This window comes from Blastococcus sp. SYSU DS0973 (assembly GCF_054051055.1).
In genome coordinates this window covers 1-17,822 of record NZ_JBJHAN010000003.1, presented here as the reverse complement: position 1 = coordinate 17,822, position 17,822 = coordinate 1, and the positions used below count along the sequence as shown (strand labels likewise).

At 74.4% G+C, this 17,822-nt stretch carries 18 protein-coding genes; 9 read left to right on the top strand and 9 right to left on the bottom strand.

What is annotated here, in order from left to right; genetic code table 11:
- Positions 1-34 precede the first annotated feature (34 nt).
- The 4 genes from ACI791_RS06790 (at position 35) to ACI791_RS06775 (ending at position 5,096) form a co-directional block, all read left to right on the top strand.
- Complete coding sequence (locus ACI791_RS06790; protein WP_456585353.1) at positions 35-1,549, top strand: amidohydrolase; 1,515 nt, start codon at positions 35-37, stop codon at positions 1,547-1,549.
- Between the two features lie 608 nt (positions 1,550-2,157).
- Complete coding sequence (lnt, locus tag ACI791_RS06785) at positions 2,158-3,738, top strand: apolipoprotein N-acyltransferase (protein ID WP_456585352.1); 1,581 nt, start codon at positions 2,158-2,160, stop codon at positions 3,736-3,738.
- Entirely contained in the window at positions 3,735-4,508 is a 774-nt protein-coding gene (locus ACI791_RS06780; protein WP_456585351.1) for a polyprenol monophosphomannose synthase, read from the top strand. Before lnt ends, ACI791_RS06780 begins: the two co-directional genes overlap by 4 nt.
- 63 nt (positions 4,509-4,571) lie before the next feature.
- A complete protein-coding gene (locus ACI791_RS06775; RefSeq protein ID WP_456585350.1) occupies positions 4,572-5,096 on the top strand; it encodes an FxsA family protein in 525 nt (174 codons plus the stop codon).
- A 164-nt stretch (positions 5,097-5,260) separates the two neighbouring features.
- Here ACI791_RS06775 and ACI791_RS06770 read toward each other — a convergent pair whose 3' ends face one another.
- The 6 genes from ACI791_RS06770 to ACI791_RS06745 all read right to left on the bottom strand — a co-directional run bounded on the left by ACI791_RS06770 (position 5,261) and on the right by ACI791_RS06745 (position 10,815).
- On the bottom strand, positions 5,261-5,605 hold the full coding sequence (locus ACI791_RS06770; protein ID WP_347060647.1) for an RNA polymerase-binding protein RbpA: 345 nt from the start codon (positions 5,603-5,605) through the stop codon (positions 5,261-5,263).
- 188 nt (positions 5,606-5,793) lie between these two features.
- The gene (locus ACI791_RS06765) at positions 5,794-6,528 is read right to left on the bottom strand and encodes a thymidine kinase (protein ID WP_456585349.1); all 735 of its coding nucleotides are present in this window, start codon (positions 6,526-6,528) and stop codon (positions 5,794-5,796) included.
- Positions 6,525-7,880, bottom strand: a complete 1,356-nt coding sequence (locus ACI791_RS06760) for an MFS transporter (protein WP_456585348.1) — start codon at positions 7,878-7,880, stop codon at positions 6,525-6,527. Before ACI791_RS06760 ends, ACI791_RS06765 begins: the two co-directional genes overlap by 4 nt.
- A 52-nt stretch (positions 7,881-7,932) precedes the next feature.
- On the bottom strand, positions 7,933-8,814 hold the full coding sequence (locus ACI791_RS06755; RefSeq protein ID WP_456585347.1) for a lysophospholipid acyltransferase family protein: 882 nt from the start codon (positions 8,812-8,814) through the stop codon (positions 7,933-7,935).
- The gene (locus ACI791_RS06750) at positions 8,811-9,587 is read right to left on the bottom strand and encodes a glycerophosphodiester phosphodiesterase (RefSeq protein WP_456585346.1); all 777 of its coding nucleotides are present in this window, start codon (positions 9,585-9,587) and stop codon (positions 8,811-8,813) included. The genes ACI791_RS06755 and ACI791_RS06750 overlap by 4 nt, the downstream gene beginning before the upstream one ends.
- A 4-nt stretch (positions 9,588-9,591) precedes the next feature.
- Complete coding sequence (locus ACI791_RS06745) at positions 9,592-10,815, bottom strand: MalY/PatB family protein (protein ID WP_456585345.1); 1,224 nt, start codon at positions 10,813-10,815, stop codon at positions 9,592-9,594.
- Positions 10,816-10,888: 73 nt separating this feature from the next.
- Between ACI791_RS06745 and ACI791_RS06740 the strand changes: the two genes are divergently transcribed.
- On the top strand, positions 10,889-11,293 hold the full coding sequence (locus ACI791_RS06740) for a hypothetical protein (RefSeq protein WP_456585344.1): 405 nt from the start codon (positions 10,889-10,891) through the stop codon (positions 11,291-11,293).
- Positions 11,294-11,302: 9 nt separating this feature from the next.
- Here ACI791_RS06740 and ACI791_RS06735 read toward each other — a convergent pair whose 3' ends face one another.
- Positions 11,303-11,530, bottom strand: a complete 228-nt coding sequence (locus tag ACI791_RS06735) for a hypothetical protein (protein ID WP_347060639.1) — start codon at positions 11,528-11,530, stop codon at positions 11,303-11,305.
- 541 nt (positions 11,531-12,071) lie between these two features.
- Between ACI791_RS06735 and ACI791_RS06730 the strand changes: the two genes are divergently transcribed.
- From ACI791_RS06730 to ACI791_RS06720, 3 genes are all read left to right on the top strand, one after another.
- The gene (locus tag ACI791_RS06730; RefSeq protein WP_456585343.1) at positions 12,072-12,662 is read left to right on the top strand and encodes a hypothetical protein; all 591 of its coding nucleotides are present in this window, start codon (positions 12,072-12,074) and stop codon (positions 12,660-12,662) included.
- 142 nt (positions 12,663-12,804) lie between these two features.
- The gene (locus ACI791_RS06725) at positions 12,805-12,993 is read left to right on the top strand and encodes a hypothetical protein (RefSeq protein ID WP_456585342.1); all 189 of its coding nucleotides are present in this window, start codon (positions 12,805-12,807) and stop codon (positions 12,991-12,993) included.
- A 113-nt stretch (positions 12,994-13,106) separates the two neighbouring features.
- Positions 13,107-13,811 carry a M50 family metallopeptidase gene (locus tag ACI791_RS06720; RefSeq protein ID WP_456585341.1) on the top strand — a complete coding sequence of 235 codons (705 nt, stop codon included), beginning with the start codon at positions 13,107-13,109 and terminating at the stop codon, positions 13,809-13,811.
- Positions 13,812-13,901: 90 nt separating this feature from the next.
- Here ACI791_RS06720 and ACI791_RS06715 read toward each other — a convergent pair whose 3' ends face one another.
- On the bottom strand, positions 13,902-16,262 hold the full coding sequence (locus ACI791_RS06715) for a glycoside hydrolase family 65 protein (protein ID WP_456585340.1): 2,361 nt from the start codon (positions 16,260-16,262) through the stop codon (positions 13,902-13,904).
- Positions 16,259-17,002, bottom strand: a complete 744-nt coding sequence (locus tag ACI791_RS06710) for a beta-phosphoglucomutase family hydrolase (protein ID WP_456585339.1) — start codon at positions 17,000-17,002, stop codon at positions 16,259-16,261. Before ACI791_RS06710 ends, ACI791_RS06715 begins: the two co-directional genes overlap by 4 nt.
- A gap of 166 nt (positions 17,003-17,168) precedes the next feature.
- Here ACI791_RS06710 and ACI791_RS06705 point away from each other — a divergent pair, with 166 nt between their 5' ends.
- Positions 17,169-17,714: a YbhB/YbcL family Raf kinase inhibitor-like protein gene (locus ACI791_RS06705; protein WP_456585338.1), complete on the top strand. Its 546-nt coding sequence runs from the start codon at positions 17,169-17,171 to the stop codon at positions 17,712-17,714.
- Positions 17,715-17,822: the final 108 nt, after the last annotated feature.

The window sequence follows — 17,822 nt, the reverse complement described above, 5'->3', positions numbered from 1 at the left end:
CGGTGCGCATCCAGCGGGGCGGTCCGGTGCCGACATGAGCCTGCTGCTCAGCGACGTGCAGGTGGGGGACCGCCCCGGGAGGTCGCTGCTCGTCGACGACGGCCGGATCGCGTGGACCGGCGACGCCGCGGCCGCGCCGTCGGCGGACCGGGTGGTCAGGGGCGAGGGGGCGCTGCTGACCCCCGCGTTCGTCGACGCGCACGTCCACGCCACGGCCACCGGCCTGGCGCTCTCGGGTCTGGACCTCCACTCGAGCTCGAGCCTTGCGCATGCCCTGGCTGCGGTCCGGGCCCACATCGCCTCCGCGCCGGACGGCATCGTCCTGGGCACCGGCTGGGACGAGACCGGATGGCCCGAGGGCCGCGGGCTCACCCGGGCCGACCTCGACGCGGTGGCGGGGGACCGGCCGGTCTACCTGGCGCGGGTCGACGTCCACTCCGCAACCGTCTCGACCGCCCTGCTCGACCGGATCCCGGGCATCGCCGGGCTGGCCGGGTTCTCGGCCGACGGGCAGCTGCGGCTCGATGCCCACCACGCCGCCCGCGGGGCCGCCTACGGCGCGGTCGGGCCGGCCCAGCGGCGAGCGGCGCAGCAGGCCACCCGCGCCGCCGCGGCGGCGCTGGGCATCGGCAGCCTGCACGAGATGGCCGGGCCGGAGGTCTCCTCGGCCGAGGACCTCGGGGACCTGCTGGCACTCGCGGCCGAGGTGCCGGGGCCCCGCGTCCTCGGGTACTGGGGCGAGCTCTCGGAACGCGGCGGGCTGGACCTGGTGCGCGAGCTCGACCTGGCCGGCGCCGGGGGAGACCTGTTCTGCGACGGCGCCTTCGGCTCGCACACGGCGGCGCTGAGCACCCCCTACACCGACCGGCCCGAGACCTCGGGCGCCCTCCGGTTCGAGACGGCCGCGCTGGTGGAGCACGTCCGGGCGTGCACCGTCGCCGGCATCCAGGCGGGCTTCCACGTCATCGGCGACGCCGCCGTCGACCAGGTCCTCGACGCCGTGGGAGCCGTGGTCGCCGAGCTCGGCGCCTCCGCCGTCCGGGCCTGCCGGCACCGCCTCGAGCACCTGGAGATGCCCTCGGCGGAGGTCGTCGACCGGATGCGCGACTGGCGCATGGTGGCCAGCGTGCAGCCGGCGTTCGACGCGGCCTGGGGCGGGGACACCGGGATGTACGCCGAGCGGCTGGGGGTGGAGCGGGCGCTGGCCACCAATCCGTTCGCCGATCTCGCGGACGGAGGTGTGGCGCTGACCCTGGGCAGCGATACCCCGGTGACCCCGCTCGATCCCTGGGGCGGCGTGCACGCGGCCGTCGACCACCGGGCGCCCGGATCGGGCCTGCGCCCGTTCGACGCCTTCGACGCCGCCACGCACGGCGGCTGGTTCGCCGCCCGGGCGGAGCACCCCGGCGGGCCGCTCGCCGTCGGTGCGCCCGCGGATCTGGCGCTGTGGGGGACCGGGGACGGTCTCTCGCGGGTCCTGGCGGATCGGGGACGCCCGGCGTGCCGGCTGCTGGTGGTCGCCGGTGAGCCCGTCGGCGCACCGGTCTGAGGGCCTGGTCGGCCGGAGCCGGCTGCACCGAGCAGTAACGATCCGATCACATCGCGGCTCGCAACCCTCCCCGGTCTCGATTCCTCGGGCGGCGGTTCCTACAGTCCCTGCAGTTCCTGACCGGAAGCACCGTTGCGCTTCCTCCTCGGGCGCGCACGGTCCCCCCGGCCGGCGTGGACCGGCTCGCGCCGGCACGCCACCAGGTCGTGGAGGAGCGGCGGGCCCGCGGGAGGCCGCGGGGCGGGCATCCCGGTGAAGCCCACGTGGACCCGAGCCATCAGACAACGGTCGCGCCGCTCGCCGCCAGCGACCGGCCGTCCGGCCCGAAGGCGCGCCGACGCCTGGAGCTGCCGCCGGCGCCGTCCGGTCGGGGGCCCGGAGCCCGGCCGGGTGGTGGCGGGCACGTCCGCTCGCCCGCCCGGGCCGGAATGGGATGCTGGGTCAGGACCGCGCGCGGACGCCGCGGTCCGGACCCCGCCCGATCGGTGCGGGGAGGATCCGCCCGACAGGCGGCTGCACCGGGGAGGCGCTGCGTGCCCGCAGGCGATGGCGGGCCGGTGACGGGAACGCTCCCTCGTCCGGCCGGCCCAGGATCACCCGGGCGGCCGGTGGAGCCGTCGACGCGCTCCCGCCGGTCCCACCTCCCGTGGCGCACCCTGCTGGCCGTCGCCGGCGGGCTGTCGCTGTTCCTGGCGTTCCCCGAGCACGACCTGACCGGCCTGGCCGTCGGCGGTCCCGCCGCCCTCGCCCTGGCCGTGCGCGGGCAGGGCGTGCGGGCCGGCCTGTGGCTCGGCCTGGTCACCGGGCTGGCGTTCTTCGTGCCCCTGCTGTCCTGGACCGGCATCTACGTGGGTTCGTTCCCGTGGCTGGCCCTGGCGGTCAGCCAGGCGCTGTTCCTCGCGCTGCTGGGCGCCCTGACCGCGGTGGTCTCCCGGCTGCCGCTCTGGCCGCTGTGGGCCGCGGCGCTCTGGGTCGCCGACGAGGCCGTCCGCGGCCGCTTCCCGTTCGGTGGCTTCCCCTGGGGACGGCTCGGCTTCTCGCAGACCGACGGCCCACTGCTGGCGCTCGCCGCCTACGGCGGCGTGCCGCTGGTCAGCTTCGCCGTCGCTCTCACCGGCACGCTGCTGGCCGCCGCCGTCCTGGCCCTGCTGCGCGCCCGGAACGCCGCGAACGACCCCGCGGGGGCGCGGCGCACCGCGCCCCGCCGCGCCCTGCAGGCGGTCGCCGCCGCGCTCGCGGTGCCGCTGGTGGGCGGGCTGGCCTGGCTGCCGCTGACGGGCGGATCCCTCACCGCGGGCGGGCCGACCGCGACCGTCGCGGTCATCCAGGGTGACGTCCCCCGTGCCGGGCTGGACTTCAACGCCCAGCGCCGAGCGGTGCTCGACAACCACGTCCAGCAGACGCTGCGGCTGGCCGAGGACGTCGCCGCGGGCCGGACCGCACAGCCCGACGTCGTCCTCTGGCCGGAGAACAGCTCCGACATCGACCCCTACCGCAACGACGACGCCGCCGCGCAGATCCAGCGCGCGGCCGACGCCGTGGGCGCCCCGGTGCTCGTCGGTGCGGTCGTCCAGGGCCCGGGGGAGTTCATCAGCAACACCGCCATCGTCTGGTCCCCGGAGGACGGCCCCGGAGACACCTACGTCAAGCGGCATCCAGTGCCCTTCGCCGAGTACGTGCCGGCCCGCGACTTCTTCCGCCTGTTCAGCGAGAAGGTGGACCTGGTCCGCCGGGACTTCGCCGCGGGCGAGGAGGTCGGCGTGCTCGACATCGGTGGCATCCGGATCGGCGACCTCATCTGCTTCGAGGTGGTCTACGACGGGCTGCTGCGCGATGTGGTCGACGGCGGCGCGGGCATGCTCGTCGTCCAGACGAACAACGCCACGTTCGGCCACACCGACGAGAGCGCCCAGCAGCTGGCGATGAGCCGCGTGCGGGCGGTGGAGGTCGGCCGGACCGTCGCCGTCGCCGCGACCAGCGGCATCTCGGCGATCGTCGCCCCGGACGGCACCGTCGTCCGCTCGTCGGAGCTGTTCGAGCCCGATGTGTTCGTCGAGGAGATCGCGCAGCGCGACGACCGGACGGTGGCCCAGCGGCTCGGCGCCGCGCCCGAGTGGCTGCTGACCGCAGTGGGCCTCGGTGCGGCGCTCTGGGCGCTGGGCCGGCGCCGGGGGAGGGCAGCGGCGTGAGCGACCAGGTGCTGGTCATCATCCCCACCTACAACGAGGTCGAGAACCTGGAGCGGGTCCTCCAGCGGCTGCACGCCAGCGTGCCCGAGGCCCACGCCCTGGTCGTGGACGACGGCTCGCCCGACGGCACGGGCGACCTCGCGGACCGGCTGGCGGCTGCCGACCCGCGCGTCCACGTGCTGCACCGCACTGCCAAGACCGGCCTGGGGCGCGCCTACGTCGCCGGGTTCGGCTGGGCGCGGGAGCGCGGCTACGGGGTGCTGGTGGAGATGGACGCCGACGGCTCGCACCCCCCGGAGCAGCTTCCGGACCTGCTGGCCGCGCTGGCCGACGCCGATCTGGTGCTCGGCTCCCGGTACGTCGACGGAGGCCGGGTCGAGGACTGGCCGGTCCACCGGCTGCTGCTGTCCCGCCTCGGCAACCGGTACACCCGGTGGGTGCTGCGCCTCCCCCTGCAGGACGCCACGGGCGGCTTCCGGGCCGCGCGGGCCGACCTCATCGACCGGCTGCCCTTCGACGAGGTCGCCAGCGAGGGCTACTGCTTCCAGGTGGACTGGGCCTGGCGGGCGCTGCGCTCCGGTGCGCGGATCACCGAGGTACCGATCACCTTCACCGAACGCGCCTTGGGCCGGAGCAAGATGAGCGGCTCGATCGTTGGGGAGGCGTGGGCACGGGTGACGGTGTGGGGTGTGCAGGACCGGCTGGCCGAGTGGTTGCCGGGCCGCATGCCTCCGCCGGTGACCGGCCCGGCCGGGAGCTCCGGCCGGTGACCCGCGCACGGTGGGGCCACCGCCGTCCGGGCACGAGCAGGGCTACCGGGAGGAGGGACCGTCGTGGCTGACCTGGTGCGCCGACGGCTGCGCGTGGTGGTGGGGCTGACCGCGCTGGCGGAGCTGGTCGTCCTCATCCTGGTGGCCGCCTGGATCGGGCTGGCCTGGACGATCCTCGCCACCCTGTTCACCAGCGCGCTGGGCTCGGTGCTGCTGGCCCGGCAGGGCCGGCGGGCGCTGGCGGACCTGCGGGAACGGGCCCGGTCGCGCGAGAGCGCGGGCCGGGAGCTCGGGGACGCCGGGCTGGTCGCCGTCGGCGGGCTGCTCATGGTCCTGCCCGGCTTCCTCGGCGACCTGCTCGGACTGCTCTGCTTGCTGCCCGGGACGCGCGGCCTGGTGCGCCGGGCCCTGGCGCGGGCGGTGCTCTCCCGGCTGCCCGACCGGATGCGCGGCCCGGTGCGCACCCGCAGCGTCCGGGTCGAGGAGGTGGGCGACGTCCCCGGTAGCAGGAGCGGCAGCACACGGGCGACGCCGCTCATCATCGAGGGGGAAGTCCTCCGCGACCCCGACGGCCGCCCCAAGGCCTAGCTGGGCACCCGGAACGTCAGGCTCGTGCGGCCGCCAGCCTCTCGACTCAATCGTCGCCAACCGCCGTCATCGCTGGTCGCGACGCCGCGCGGGAACGGCCTCCGGACGCAGAACGGCCCCGGTGGATCGCTCCACCGGGGCCGTTCCGTTGCGTAGTGCTGGTGTCAGCTGGCCCGCGTGCGCCGGCCGCGGAGCACCTCGAGGCGCTCGGCGAGGACCTCCTCAAGGTCCTCGACGCTGCGGCGCTCGAGCAGCATGTCCCAGTGCGTCCGCGGCGGCTTGACCTTCTTGGGGGTCGGCTCGCTCCCACCGACCAGCTTCGCCGCGGAGCCGTCGAACTTGCACTCCCAGGTGTCGGGGAGCTCGGCGTCGTCGGCGAAGGGCACCGTGAACAGGTGCCCCGAGGAACAGCGGTACTCGGCGTACTGCCGCTCGATCGGCGCGGTGTTCCGTTCGGTCTCGTAGCTGACGCTGCCCAGTCGGCTGCCGCGCAGGGAACGCTCGCCCATGGCACACCGTCCTCTCGTGCTTGTGTCGGTCGGGACTCGACGTCCGGTGCCATGGCGTTACCCAGACAACGGGGAGTCAGAGAGATGAACGACCGAAAAGGCGGAGAGATTCCGCCGAGACGGCTGTTCATCATCGCATGGGGGGGCATCCGCGGCCCCGCCGCCCCTCGGAGGGGTGAGAGCGCCGCTCAGGGAAGGGCCAGCTGACCCGGCCCGGCCGCCGTGGGACCCAGCTCGCCCCGCACGTAGTGCCGTCGGCACAGCACCTGGTAGCGGACGGCGGGGGAGGGGCCGGCGACCTCGCCGGGCGGCTCCGGGGGCGCGGTGTCGGCGACGACCACGGTCGCGCCGGACCGCACCATGGCCCCGTCCACGACGCGGGCGTTGAGCAGCCCGGGGAGGCCGCACCAGCACAGCACCTCGACCTGGATGCGCTGCACGTCGTCGGCCACCTCCAGCAGCCGCTGGGTGCCGGGGAACAACCGCGCCCGAAAGTCGGTGGTCAGCCCGAACGCGTAGACGTCGACGTGCGACTCGTCGGCGAGCTCGGCGAGTTGGTCGACCTGCGCGGGGGAGAGGAACTGCGCCTCGTCGACGATCAGGTAGTCCACCCGGTGCCCGGCGGCCCACCGGTCACGGACGAGCAGCCGCAGATCGGTGCCTTCGTCGATCTCCACCGCCTCCCGGCGCAGCCCCACGCGGGAGCTGATCTGCGGAACCGCCGACCGATCGCCCTGGGTCACCAGCACCCCGTGCCTGCCCTGCCGGCTGTGGTTGTGGTCGACCTGCAGGGCGAGGGTGGACTTGCCGCAGTCCATGGGGCCATGGAAGAAGTGCAGGTGGGCAGGTGCGGGGTGCCGTCGCCGGTCGCCGGACGCCGGGACCGCCGATGGTCCCGGTGGTGCGGGCGGGGCCGTGGTCACAGCCGCTCCGGCGGGACGTTGCCCGCAGCGATCACGGCGCGGCGCATGGGCAGTGCCGCGAGCGCGACGAACCCCGCGACGAAGAAGACCACCAGGCTGACGATGGCCAGCCGGTAGGAGCCGGTGAGCTGGTAGGTCAGGCCGAACGCCAGCGGTCCGAGCCAGCTGGTCCCGCGGTCGCTGATTTCGTAGAAGCCGTAGTACTCGGCCTCCTTGCCCAGCGGGATCAGCTGGCTGAACAGCGACCGCGACAGCGCCTGGGTACCGCCCTGGACCAGCCCGATGACCGCCGCGAGGGCGTAGAACTGCGCCACGGCCCCGGTCTGCAGGAAGAAGGCGGCGAACAGCACGCCGATCCACGCCACCAGGGCGCCGAGGACCACGCGCTTGGCGCCGTAGCGCCCGGCCATCCGGCCCAGGCCCAGGGCACCGAAGACCGCCACCACCTGCACCATCAGGATCGCGCCGGTGAGCACGTCCTGCTCGAGGTCCAACTCCTCGGTCGCGTACGTGGCCGACAGCGAGATGACCGTCTGCACGCCGTCGTTGAACAGCAGGTAGGCCCCGAGGAACCACAGGGTGAGCGGAAAGGCCCGCATCTCCCGGAAGGTCGTGGCCAGCTGGCGGAAGCTGCTGCCCGACCGCATGGCGGAGGCGGCGACCGGGCGGTTGCGGAGGCGGGACACCGAGAAGAAGGTGAACGCGCCCCACCACAGCCCCGCAGTGGCCAGGCAGATCCGCACCGCCTCGCCGGTCGTCAGCCCCAGGTCCTCGGCGGCGACGACGAGACCCAGGTGCACGGCGAGCAGCAGCGCACCGCCGACGTAGCCGAACGCCCAGCCCTTGCTGGAGACGGCGTCGCGCTCCTCCGGACCGGCCAGATCGGGCAGCCACGAGTAGTAGACGACGGTGGCCGCGCCGAAGCTGATGTTGGCGACGACGAACAGCGCCGCGGCCAGCAGCCACCGCCCGTCGCCGGCGAAGTACAGCCCCGTGGTCGCGAGCGCGCCGAGGCTCGCGAAGGCGGCCAGCATCTCCCTCTTGCGCCCGGTGCGGTCGGCGACGGCGCCGGTGAGCGGCAGCACCAGCACCTGCAGGACGACCGAGGCCGACAGCACGTAGGAGAACCAGCTGCCGGCGGCGAGCGACAGGCCGAGGAAGGACAGCCGCTCGTCCGGGCCGGCGGCGTCGCGGGCGATCGCCGTCAGGTACGGGCCCAGGAAGACCGTCGTCACCGAGGTGTTGAAGACCGACATCGCCCAGTCGTAGGAGTACCAGCCGAACCGCTCGCGCTTCAGGGCGTGGTCTGCGGGGGCCGCCGACGGGCCGGCGCTGGCCGGGGCAGAGGTCACCGCGGCAGGGTGCCAGGCAGGGCGGAACCGGTCCAGCACCGGGCTCCGCCGTTCACGGGATGTCGTCCGGCACGACACCACCCGGAAAGGCGGCGACGGCGCTGGTCGGGCGGGTCGGGTCGACGAACGCGGGGCCGTCGAGCTCTCCCTCGCGCAGCGGCCGCAGCCCTCGGGTCAGCGCTGCGGCGATCCGGACCCGAGCGCGGTTGGCGTCGCCGACCCGGCCCATCTGCAGGTCGTCGAAGACCACCGGCGGGCCGACGTGGACCCGCAGCGCCGGACGGCGCAGCACCGCTCGGACGGCGGTGCGCAGCTTGCCCCGGTCGTTGCCGTACTGGAGCACCTCGTGGGCCCCCCACTGGCTGACCGGGATGACCGGCACCCGCAGGCCGAGTGCGAGCCGCGCCATGCCGGTGCGGCCCCGCTCGGGCCAGAAGTCCGGGGCCAGGCCCACCCGGCCCTCGGGATAGGCGACGACGTGACCGCCGTGGACGAGGGCCACCTCGGTCACCCGCACGGCGTGCCGCGCCAGCTCCGTCCCCCGCTCGACCCGGATGGCGCCGGTCCGCTCCAGCAGCGCGCCGGCGAAAGGCGCGGAGATGATTCCGCCGGTCGCCATGATCCGCGGGGTGACGCCCAGTCGGTGGAGGACGACGGCGACGACGAACGGGTCGAAGTCGCCGATGTGGTTGGCCGCCAGCAGCAGCGGCCCCCGGCGCAGCTCCTCGGGGATGGTGCCGGTGACCTCCACCCGGCCGAAGACGCCCACCAGCCAGGAGAGCCGGCGCAGGACCGAACGCCAGAGCCACCACGGCGGCGCCACGGCGATGGCCAGCTCGCGGGCGAACCACTCGGGGTCACCGGGCCGGACCAGCTGCGCGAGGTCCTCCGGCAGGGGAGGGGTGCGCGGCCGCCAGTCGCGCAGCCGCCTCACCGCGGCGACCACTGACCGCGCTTCTCCAGCACCTCGCGCAGCATGGCCGGCCGGTCGGTCATGATCCCGTCGACGCCGAGGTCCAGCATCGCCTCGGCCTCGACCGGGTCGTCGACGGTCCACACGTGCACCTGCAGCCCGCGGGCGTGCGCGGCCGCGAGGAACCGCTCGTCGACCAGCGCGCGCCCGCCGAGCTGGAGGGGCACCTGCGCGCAGCCGGCCGAGATGCGCACGAGGCCGGCCGCCCGGGGGGAGTAGGACGACAGCCGCAGCGCCGCCACCCCGCGGGGCCCCAGGGACGTGCAGACGGTCGGGCCGAACAACCGTCGGGCGGCCGCGATCCGGGCGTCGGAGAACGAGCCGAGGCAGATCCGGTCGGTCACCTCCATGCGCCCGACCAGCCGGACGAGCGGAGCCAGTACCCCGGCAGCCTTGATGTCGAGGTTGATCCGGACGTCGGGCCACGCGCCGAGCAGGTCCTCCAGGCGCACGACCGGCTCCCGGCCACCGATCCGGGCCTCGGAGACCTGCGCCCACGTCAGGGAGTCGATCCGCCCGCTGCGGTCGGTGGTCCGCTCCAGCGTCGGGTCGTGGAAGGCGACGAGCACGCCATCGGCGGTCACCTGGACGTCGGTCTCCAGGTACCGGTACCCCAGCTCCACGCACGCCTCGAAGGCGGGCATGCTGTTCTCCAGGTGCTCGATGGCACCACCGCGGTGGGCCATGGCCAACGGGGTCGGCGCGTCGAGGAAGGCGAACCGCGCGGCAGGCACGCGTTCACGCTAGTGGCAGCCCCACGCCCCCTTGCGGGCCCCCGTCCGTGCGGGCGAGGGCGGCGGCCATCCGGTCCACCAGGGCGGTCAGCACCGGGCGGGGCGTCGCGAAGTTCAGTCGCACGTGACCGGCACCGGGAGCGCCGCACTCCGCGCCCTCGACCAGCGCCACGCCGGCCTGCTCGAGGAAGAACTGGCCCGCCGGGCCCGGCAGGGCCAGCTCCCGGCAGTCGAGCCACGCGAGGTAGGTGCCCTCCGGTGGCTCGAACCGGATGCCCGGCACCCGCTCGGCCAGCAGGTGTCCCAGCAGCCGTCGGTTCCCGTCGAGGTAGCCGAGGACCGAGTCGAGCCAGCCGCGGCCCCGGTCGTAGGCGGCGGTGGCGGCCAGCACTCCGGGCGTCGACGCGCCGTGGCCGGCGAGGAAGCCCACCTGCGACCAGTGGTCCACATCGGCCTCACTGGTGAGGATCAGCTGCGCCGCCTTGAGACCGGGCAGGTTCCAGGCCTTCGACGCCGACGTCGCGGTGACGGTGTGCCCGGCCGTCACGGCGGAGAGCGAGGCGTAGGGCCGGTGGACCGCGCCGGGCAGCACCAGAGGTGCGTGGATCTCGTCGGAGAAGACGCGCGCCCCTGCCCGCTCGACGACGTCGGCCAACGCCAGCTGCTCCTCCACCGAGAACACGCGCCCCAGCGGGTTGTGCGGATTGCAGTGCACGACCAGGCGGCCACCCGCCTGCAGCGCCCGGGCGATCCCGCCCAGGTCGTAGGTCGTCCGGCCATCGCGGCGCACCATCGGCACCTGGAGGATCTCCCGCCCGAGCAGACCGGGCACCCGCAGGAACGGCATGTAGGCGGGCGTGGGGAGGACGACCGGGCTGCCGGGCGGGGTGAAGTGCTCGATCGCCGCCTGCAGGCCGGCCAGCACGTCGGGCAGCGGGGTCACCCACTCGGCGGGCACCGCCCAGCCGTAGCGGTCGGCCTGCCACCGCGCGCAGGCCCGGGCCATGTCCGTCGCGGCCTCCGGCGTCAGGTAGCCGAACCGGTTCCCGGCCACGGCGGCGGCGAGGATGTCCGTCACCGCCGGTGCCGTCCCGAAGTCCATCTCGGCGACGAACGCGCCCATGGCCTGGCCGTACCGCGTCCACTTCAGGCTGCCGGCGGCCCGCAGCCCCTCCTCGCTGAACGCGTCGAAGACCGGGGAGAGGTCCTCGGGAGCGTGGTCGTCCATCGCCGGCCCCTTCCGTGCGCCGTCCTGGCGTGTCACCCGAACCTGTCGGTGGTGGCGTCTACCGTGCGCAGACGTGGCACAGCAGCACACGTCCGGCAGCACGGCCGCCATCCCCGTCGCACCCCTTCCCGGCCGGGGGAGCGGTGAACGGCGGTGCGGCTGGTGCCGGCGGCCCCTTCCCCAGCAGGGCTCGGTCGGGCGGCCACGGCTGTACTGCGGTCAGGCGTGCCGCCAGCGGGCGTACGAGCAGCGCTCGGCGACGGCGAAGGCAGGCCTGCCGGGCGACGTCGTCCTCGTGTCCCGGGCCGAGCTCGACGGCCTGCAGGACCGGCTGTTCCAGCTGCGCTGCGCCCTCGAGGACGTCCAGACGTTGCTGCAGGAACGGCCGACGAAGGCCGAGCTGGAGCGCTCGCTGGCCGACCTCGTCCACTCGACCGGCCGGCTCGACCGCCTGTGGGTGACCGAACGCTCCAACTGAGCCCCGGGGTCAGTCCCCCTGTGTGTCCTCGTCGGTGTTCTGCTCGATCTCGGGATTGCTGACGTCCGGCAGGTTCTCGCGGTCAGCGTCCTCCGGGTCGACCGTCTGGACAGACTCGTCGGTCGATCCGTCGTTGCGGTCCAGCCCGGCCGGGTCGCCGCAGGCGGTCAACGAGGCGGCTCCGCCGAACAGTGCCAGCGAGGTCATCAGTGCGGCGAACGGCCGTCGGATTCTCATGCACCGACCCTACGAACGCCGACCGTCCGGCGCCCGTCGAACGACCGAGACCACATTGCTTACGTCACCGTGACGTATTGGTGGCGGTGTAGCCGGATGGGGGAAGAGGTCTCGCCGACGGGTCGCCGAGCTTCAGAACGCCGTCCGGACCAAGCGATCGGGTTGGCCAGTCGGATGGTCAAGATCAATAAGGCCAAGATCAACGCCGGGGGAGTCGAGGACGGGAATGGCGGGAGGCCCGTCGTCTCATCCCGCACGGCCGGCCGGCCATGGAGCTTCGGGGTCGGGTCTGCGACGACGGGGCGGGACGGGGCGGATGCAGCGGGACGCGCACGGCGATACCCGCTCGAGGAACTCCCGAGCACCCGATGGCCGTCGTGCGTGCCGAGCGCGCGAACCGGACGGCGAACCATGATCACTGCCCCTCTCACGCTCCTGATCGACGCGCCGATAATCGACGTTATGTCAACTAGCCTGTGAAGCAGCCCCATCCCCCGGACAGCAAGGGCGGCAACCTGCCCGAGAGGGTGATGATCGGACCATGCCCCGCACCTGGACCCATGTCGGCCGCTGCTGGACCAACGGTGAGCCGTTCCTCGCCCTCGACGGCGATCTGCTGCCCTCCTGGCGCGGGCTGAGCGACCAGGCCTACGAGGCTCTCGTGCCGCGACTGGACTACCAGCTGACCGGCATCCCCGTGGGTGCGAGCACCGCCGCACTGGTCCTCACGGACCCGGAGGTCGGCGACGAGGGCTGGCTGGAGGTCTTCCGGGCCGACGACGGGAGCATCGCCGTCGTCCAGGCGAACGCGGCTGACTACCGGGGCATCCTCGACGCAGCCCTGGCCTTTCCCGAGGCCGACGACCAGGCTGGCGACGTGGTATTCGTACCCAGCGGCCGCCTGGCGTTCATCAGCGCGGCGCTGGACGGCACCGGCGAGGACGGCGCCTTCCTGCTCCCCGAGTCCCCCGGCCCGACGCCGGAATCCGACGCGCTGAGCGACGGCGCGGCCACTGACGCCAGCCCGCTGCTGGTCGTGCCCCCGGGGGCGTTCCGGCTGTCGGTCCTCTGGCGCACGGAGCTCTACGAGGACGCGGTCTTCGCCCGCTGGCTGTTCACCCGCGCGGGCTGACCGCTCAGATCCGGCGGTCGGCGCGGGAGCGCCGGGCCGGGTGCTGCCGAGCGGTGGTGCACGACGCCGGTCTGCTGCCAGCCCGGTTCCGGTCGCTCCGGACGGGTAGCGGACCCGGGGACCAATCCGACCAGGAGGACTCATGACCGACGCCCGGCCCGACACCGACGACCGCCGGGAGCCCGGGGGCACGCCCTCCCCCGGCCCGGACAACCTGACCGACCGGCCGGTGGGGCCCGGCGACGACGGTGCGGCGCGGGCCGTGCCGGGCGTCTACCAGGCCGACGAGGCCGAGCAGGAGCGCGGCAAGGCTGTGAAGCCGGGGAACTGAGTCGGGCCTGGGGTGGGCCCCGGTGGGCTCCCCGCGCCGGTGTGAGGCCCGCCTCCCCCGACACCCTGCTCGCCCCCCGGGAACCGCCGGGTACGTGCGGTTGACTGCCGGGCGTGGACGCCCTCGCCCGGTTCTGGGCCCGCGCGACGGCGACCGTCCCCGACCTTCCGCCGCTGGTGCTGCTCGCCACCGCGGCGGCGGCCGCCCTCCTCGTCCTCTCCCCCAGCCTCTGGCGCCCGGCCCGCAACGTCGTGACCATCGCCCACGAGGGCGCTCACGGGCTGGTGGCGCTGGCGGCCGGGCGGCGGCTCTCCGGCATCCGGCTGCACTCCGACACCTCCGGCCTGACCGTCTCCGCGGGTCGGCCGACCGGGCTGGGCATGGTGCTGACCTGCGCCGCCGGCTACACCGGCCCCGCCCTCTTCGGGCTCGGCGCCGCAGCCCTGCTCGCCGCCGGACACGCCATCGGGCTGCTGTGGACGCTGCTCCTCCTGCTCACCCTGCTGCTGGTGCAGATCCGCAACTGGTACGGGCTGTGGTCGGTGCTGGTCACCGGCGGGATCGTCCTCGCCGCCACCTGGTGGCTGCCGCCGGCGGGCCAGTCGGTGTTCGCGGCGGTGGCCACGTGGTTCCTGCTACTGGCCGCGCCGCGGGCCGTGCTCGAGCTGCACACCGCCCGCCGGCGCCGCGGCACCCGGGACTCCGACGCCGACCAGCTCGCCCGGCTGACCCCCTTCCCTGCCCTCGTCTGGGTGGGTGTCTTCCTGGTCGTCGACCTTGGGGCGTTGGTTCTGGGCGCGAGGTGGTTGCTCGGCTGAACCCAAGCATCTTGAAGTTTTCGTTGGGGATAACGGTCGTACCCGAGCCAGGCGTCGCCGACGGAAAAGCCAGGCCGGTGGTCTCTGCGATCAGCCGCGGACGCGGCGCCGGGGTTCGCAGCCCGGGGGCTGGTGCACCGGCTCCACTCGCGGGGGCGGCGGTACGTCGAGCACCACGTCCTCGTGGTCGACCCGCACCTGCCGCCCGTGGTGACGGACGTCGATGGGGTCGCCGTCGACCAGGCGGTAGGTGGCCCGGTCCCGCTCCACGGTCACGGTGAGCTTGCGGCCGCGGTACACCACCCGGAAGCGCAGCCGGCTGATCCGCTCCGGCAGCCGCGGCGCGAACGCCAGCTGCCCGCCGTGGTCGCGCAGCCCGCCGAAACCGGCGACGGCGACGGTCCACCCACCGGCGAGCGAGGCGATGTGCAGCCCGTGCCCGGAGTTGGAGTGCAGGTTCTGCAGGTCGGTCAGCGCCGCCTCGGCCCAGTACTCGTGGGCCAGCTGCAGGTGCCCGGTCTCGGCGGCGACGACGGCCTGCTGGGTGGCCGAGAGCGACGAGTCCCGGGTGGTGCGCGCCTCGTAGTAGGCGAAGTCGGCGATCTTCTCCTCGAGGGTGAACGCGTCCCCCCGCAGGTGCAGCGCCATCACCAGGTCGGCCTGCTTGACCACCTGCGTCCGGTAGATCTCGAAGTAGGGGTAGTGCAGCAGGAGTGGGTACTTCTCCCGCGGTGTGGCGGCGAAGTCCCACTCCTCGTGGTGGGTGAAGCCGTCGGACTGCATGTGCACGCCGCGCTGGGTGTCGTAGGGCACCGCCACCAGGGCCGCGGCCCGCAGCCACCCGTCGACCTCCTCCTCGGTCACCGACAGCCGGCCGGCGACCTCGGGTTGCCGGCGGACGGCATCGACCGCGCCGCGCAGGTTCCGCTGCGCCATCAGGTTCGTGTAGACGTTGTTGTCGACCACGGCGGTGTACTCGTCCGGGCCGGTGACCCCGTCGATGCGGAAACCGTGCTCGGCGTCGAAGTGTCCCAGCGACGCCCACAGGCGGGCCGTCTCGATCAGCAGCTCGGCGCCGTAGTCGCGGTCGAAGGCCTCGTCCAGGGTTGCGTCGTTGTACCGGATGACCGCGTCGGCGATGTCGGCGTTGATGTGGAAGGCCGCCGTCCCCGCCGGCCAGTAGCCCGAGGTCTCCTCGCCGCGGATCGTCCGCCACGGGAACGCCGCGCCGCGCAGCCCCAGCACCCGGGCCCGCTCGCGCGCCAGCGCCAGCGTGGTGTGCCGCCAGGCCAGCGCATCCCGGGCGGCGTGCGGGGCGGTGTAGGTGAGGACCGGGAGGACGTAGGTCTCGGTGTCCCAGAAGGTATGCCCGTCGTAGCCGGGGCCGGTCAGCCCCTTCGCCGGGATGGCCTGCCGCTCCCCCCGCAACCCGGCCTGCAGGACGTGGAACATGCCCACCCGGACGGCCTGCTGGAGCTCGTCGTCGCCGTCGATCTCGACGTCGGCGTCCTCCCAGTGCTGGGCCAGCAGTTCCCGCTGCTCCCGCAGCAGCCGCTCGAAACCGGCCAGCTTCGCCGTCGCCAGCGCCGCCTCGACCTGGTCGCGCAGCGCCGCACCGGACCGGCGCGAGGACCATCCGTAGGCGAGGAACTTGACGAGCTTCAGCGACCCGCCGGGCGGGATGCGGGCGGCCAGCGTGTAGCGGGCGAGGTCCCCGGCGGCCTCGATGTCCTCCGTGCAGCTGTCCGGGATCTGGATGACGTGGTCCATGCCGGCGGCCATGCGCAGCCGGCTGCGCTTGGTGCGGTGCACCAGGACCGCCCGGCGCCCGCGGCCGGCGGCCAGCTCGCACTCCAGGGGGCGGGCGAGGGCGGCCGCCGCGCGCGGGTCGCCGTCGTCGGCGGGCGCGTTGTCGTCGTTGGCGAGCAGGTCCGACTGCAGGGCGACGTAGAGGTCTCCGAGGTTGTCGGTGACCTCCACCTGGTACTCGATCGCGGCGATCGACCGCCGCGCCAGCGAGACCAGGCGGGTGCTGGTGACCCGCACCGTGCGGCCGCTGGGTGAGCGCCACTCGGTCGACCGGCGCAGCACGCCGGCGCGCAGGTCGAGGGTGCGGCGGTGGTCGATCACCTCGCCGTAGTTGAGGTCCAGCGGCGAGTCCTTCACCAGCAGCCGGATGAGCTTGCCGTCGGTCACGTTGACCACGGTCTGGCCCATCTCGGGGAACCCGTAGCCGACCTCGGCGTAGGGCAGGGGCCGTTCCTCGAAGAAGCCGTTGAGGTAGGTGCCGGGGACGACGACCGGCTCGCCCTCCTCGAAGGAGCCACGCATCCCGAGGTGCCCGTTGGCCAGCGCGAAGACCGACTCGTGCACGGCGAGGCTGTCGTGGTCGAGCCCGACCTCGGTCAGCGCCCACGGCTCGACCGGGAAGATCGCCCGCCCCTCGGTCACGTCCGGTCCAGCAGTTCGGCGAGGTCGGTGACGACGACGTCGGCGCCGGCCTCGCGCAGCCCGTCGGCGTGGCCGACCCGGTCCACGCCGACGACGAAGGCGAACCCGCCCGCCCGTCCGGCGGCCACCCCGGCGAGCGCGTCCTCGAACACCACGGCCTCCTGCGGCGTCACGCCGAGGGCGCGGGCGCCGGCGAGGAACGTGTCGGGCGCCGGCTTGCCCGCCAGCCCCTCCTCGCGGGCGACGACGCCGTCGACGCGGGCGTCGATGAGCTCGGCGAAGCCGCCGGCGGCCACCACCCGCTCCCCGTTCGCCGACGCCGTGACCACCGCGGTGGCCAGCCCGGCCTCCTTCACCGCCCGCAGGTAGGCCACCGACCCCTCGTAGACCTCGACGCCGTGCTCCTCGAGCTCCCGCTGCACCAACTCGTTCTTGCGAGTGGCCACGCCCTGCACCGTCTCCGCGTCCGGAGCGTCCCCCGGGTCGCCCTCGGGGAGGGTGATGCCGCGGCTGGCCAGGAAGTCGCGGACGCCGTCGGCACGGGGCTTGCCGTCGACGTGGCGGTTGTAGTCGTCCTGCGTGAACTCGGGCGCCCGGGGGTCACGCGACCGCAGGAACCCGTCGAAGGTGCGCTTCCAGGCCGCCATGTGCACCGTCGCCGTCGCGGTGAGGACGCCGTCGAGGTCGAACAGGCAGGCACGGACGCCGTCCGGGAGGCCGAGCGATCGCGGAGTGGGCACGCCTCGACGCTACCGGCGCGGGGCAACGCGCACGTGTCCAGCCGGGCGCGGTGCCGTGTCCCGGTGATCCGACGGGCGCCGCGCAGCCGGGCTGCCTAGGGTCCCCGACGGGGAACGCTTCGGCGAACTCCACCAGCCGTCGCACCGCTACGAGGAGAGGAACGCCATGGCCGACCGGCCCACCCCGCCGAACCCGTACGACTTCCTGCCGCAGGTGCCGGGCTTCACCGTCACCAGCAGCGACGTGTCCGACGGCCAGGTGCTGCCGATGCCCCAGGTCAGCGGCGTCATGGGCGCCGGCGGCGAAGACCGCTCGCCGCAGCTGGCCTGGTCCGGCTTCCCCGAGGCCACCCGCAGCTTCGCCGTGACCGTCTACGACCCCGACGCCCCCACCGCCAGCGGCTTCTGGCACTGGGCGGTGGCCAACATCCCGGCGTCGGTCACCGAGCTGCCCTCCGGCGCCGGCGACAAGGACGCCCCGCAGCTCCCCGACGGCGCGGTGCAGCTGCGCAACGACGGCGGCTTTGCCGGCTTCGTGGGCGCCGCTCCCCCGGCCGGGCACGGCCCGCACCGCTACTTCGTGGTGGTGCACGCGGTCGACACCGAGCGGCTCGACGTCGACGCCGGCACCACGCCCGCCGTCCTCGGGTTCAACCTGTTCTTCCACACGCTGGCGCGGGCCACGCTCGTCGCCACCTACGAGCAGGAGTGAGCCTTGGGGGGGGGGGGGGGGGGGGGGGGGGGGGGGGGGGGCCGCCGCGGCCGGCGCCCGGCCGGCCCCGCCCCCGGGCCCCGCCCCGGGGCCGCCGGCGGGCGGCGG

Bases quoted from the DNA above. Each gene is read 5' to 3' on its own strand.
- ACI791_RS06790 (WP_456585353.1), top strand. From the start codon at position 35: ATGAGCCTGCTGCTCAGCGACGTGCAGGTGGGGGACCGCCCCGGGAGG.
- ACI791_RS06770 (WP_347060647.1), bottom strand. From the start codon at position 5,605: ATGGGCGAGCGTTCCCTGCGCGGCAGCCGACTGGGCAGCGTCAGCTAC.
- ACI791_RS06745 (WP_456585345.1), bottom strand. From the start codon at position 10,815: ATGGACGACCACGCTCCCGAGGACCTCTCCCCGGTCTTCGACGCGTTC.
- ACI791_RS06735 (WP_347060639.1), bottom strand. From the start codon at position 11,530: ATGAGAATCCGACGGCCGTTCGCCGCACTGATGACCTCGCTGGCACTG.
- ACI791_RS06730 (WP_456585343.1), top strand. From the start codon at position 12,072: ATGCCCCGCACCTGGACCCATGTCGGCCGCTGCTGGACCAACGGTGAG.
- ACI791_RS06725 (WP_456585342.1), top strand. From the start codon at position 12,805: ATGACCGACGCCCGGCCCGACACCGACGACCGCCGGGAGCCCGGGGGC.
- ACI791_RS06705 (WP_456585338.1), top strand. From the start codon at position 17,169: ATGGCCGACCGGCCCACCCCGCCGAACCCGTACGACTTCCTGCCGCAG.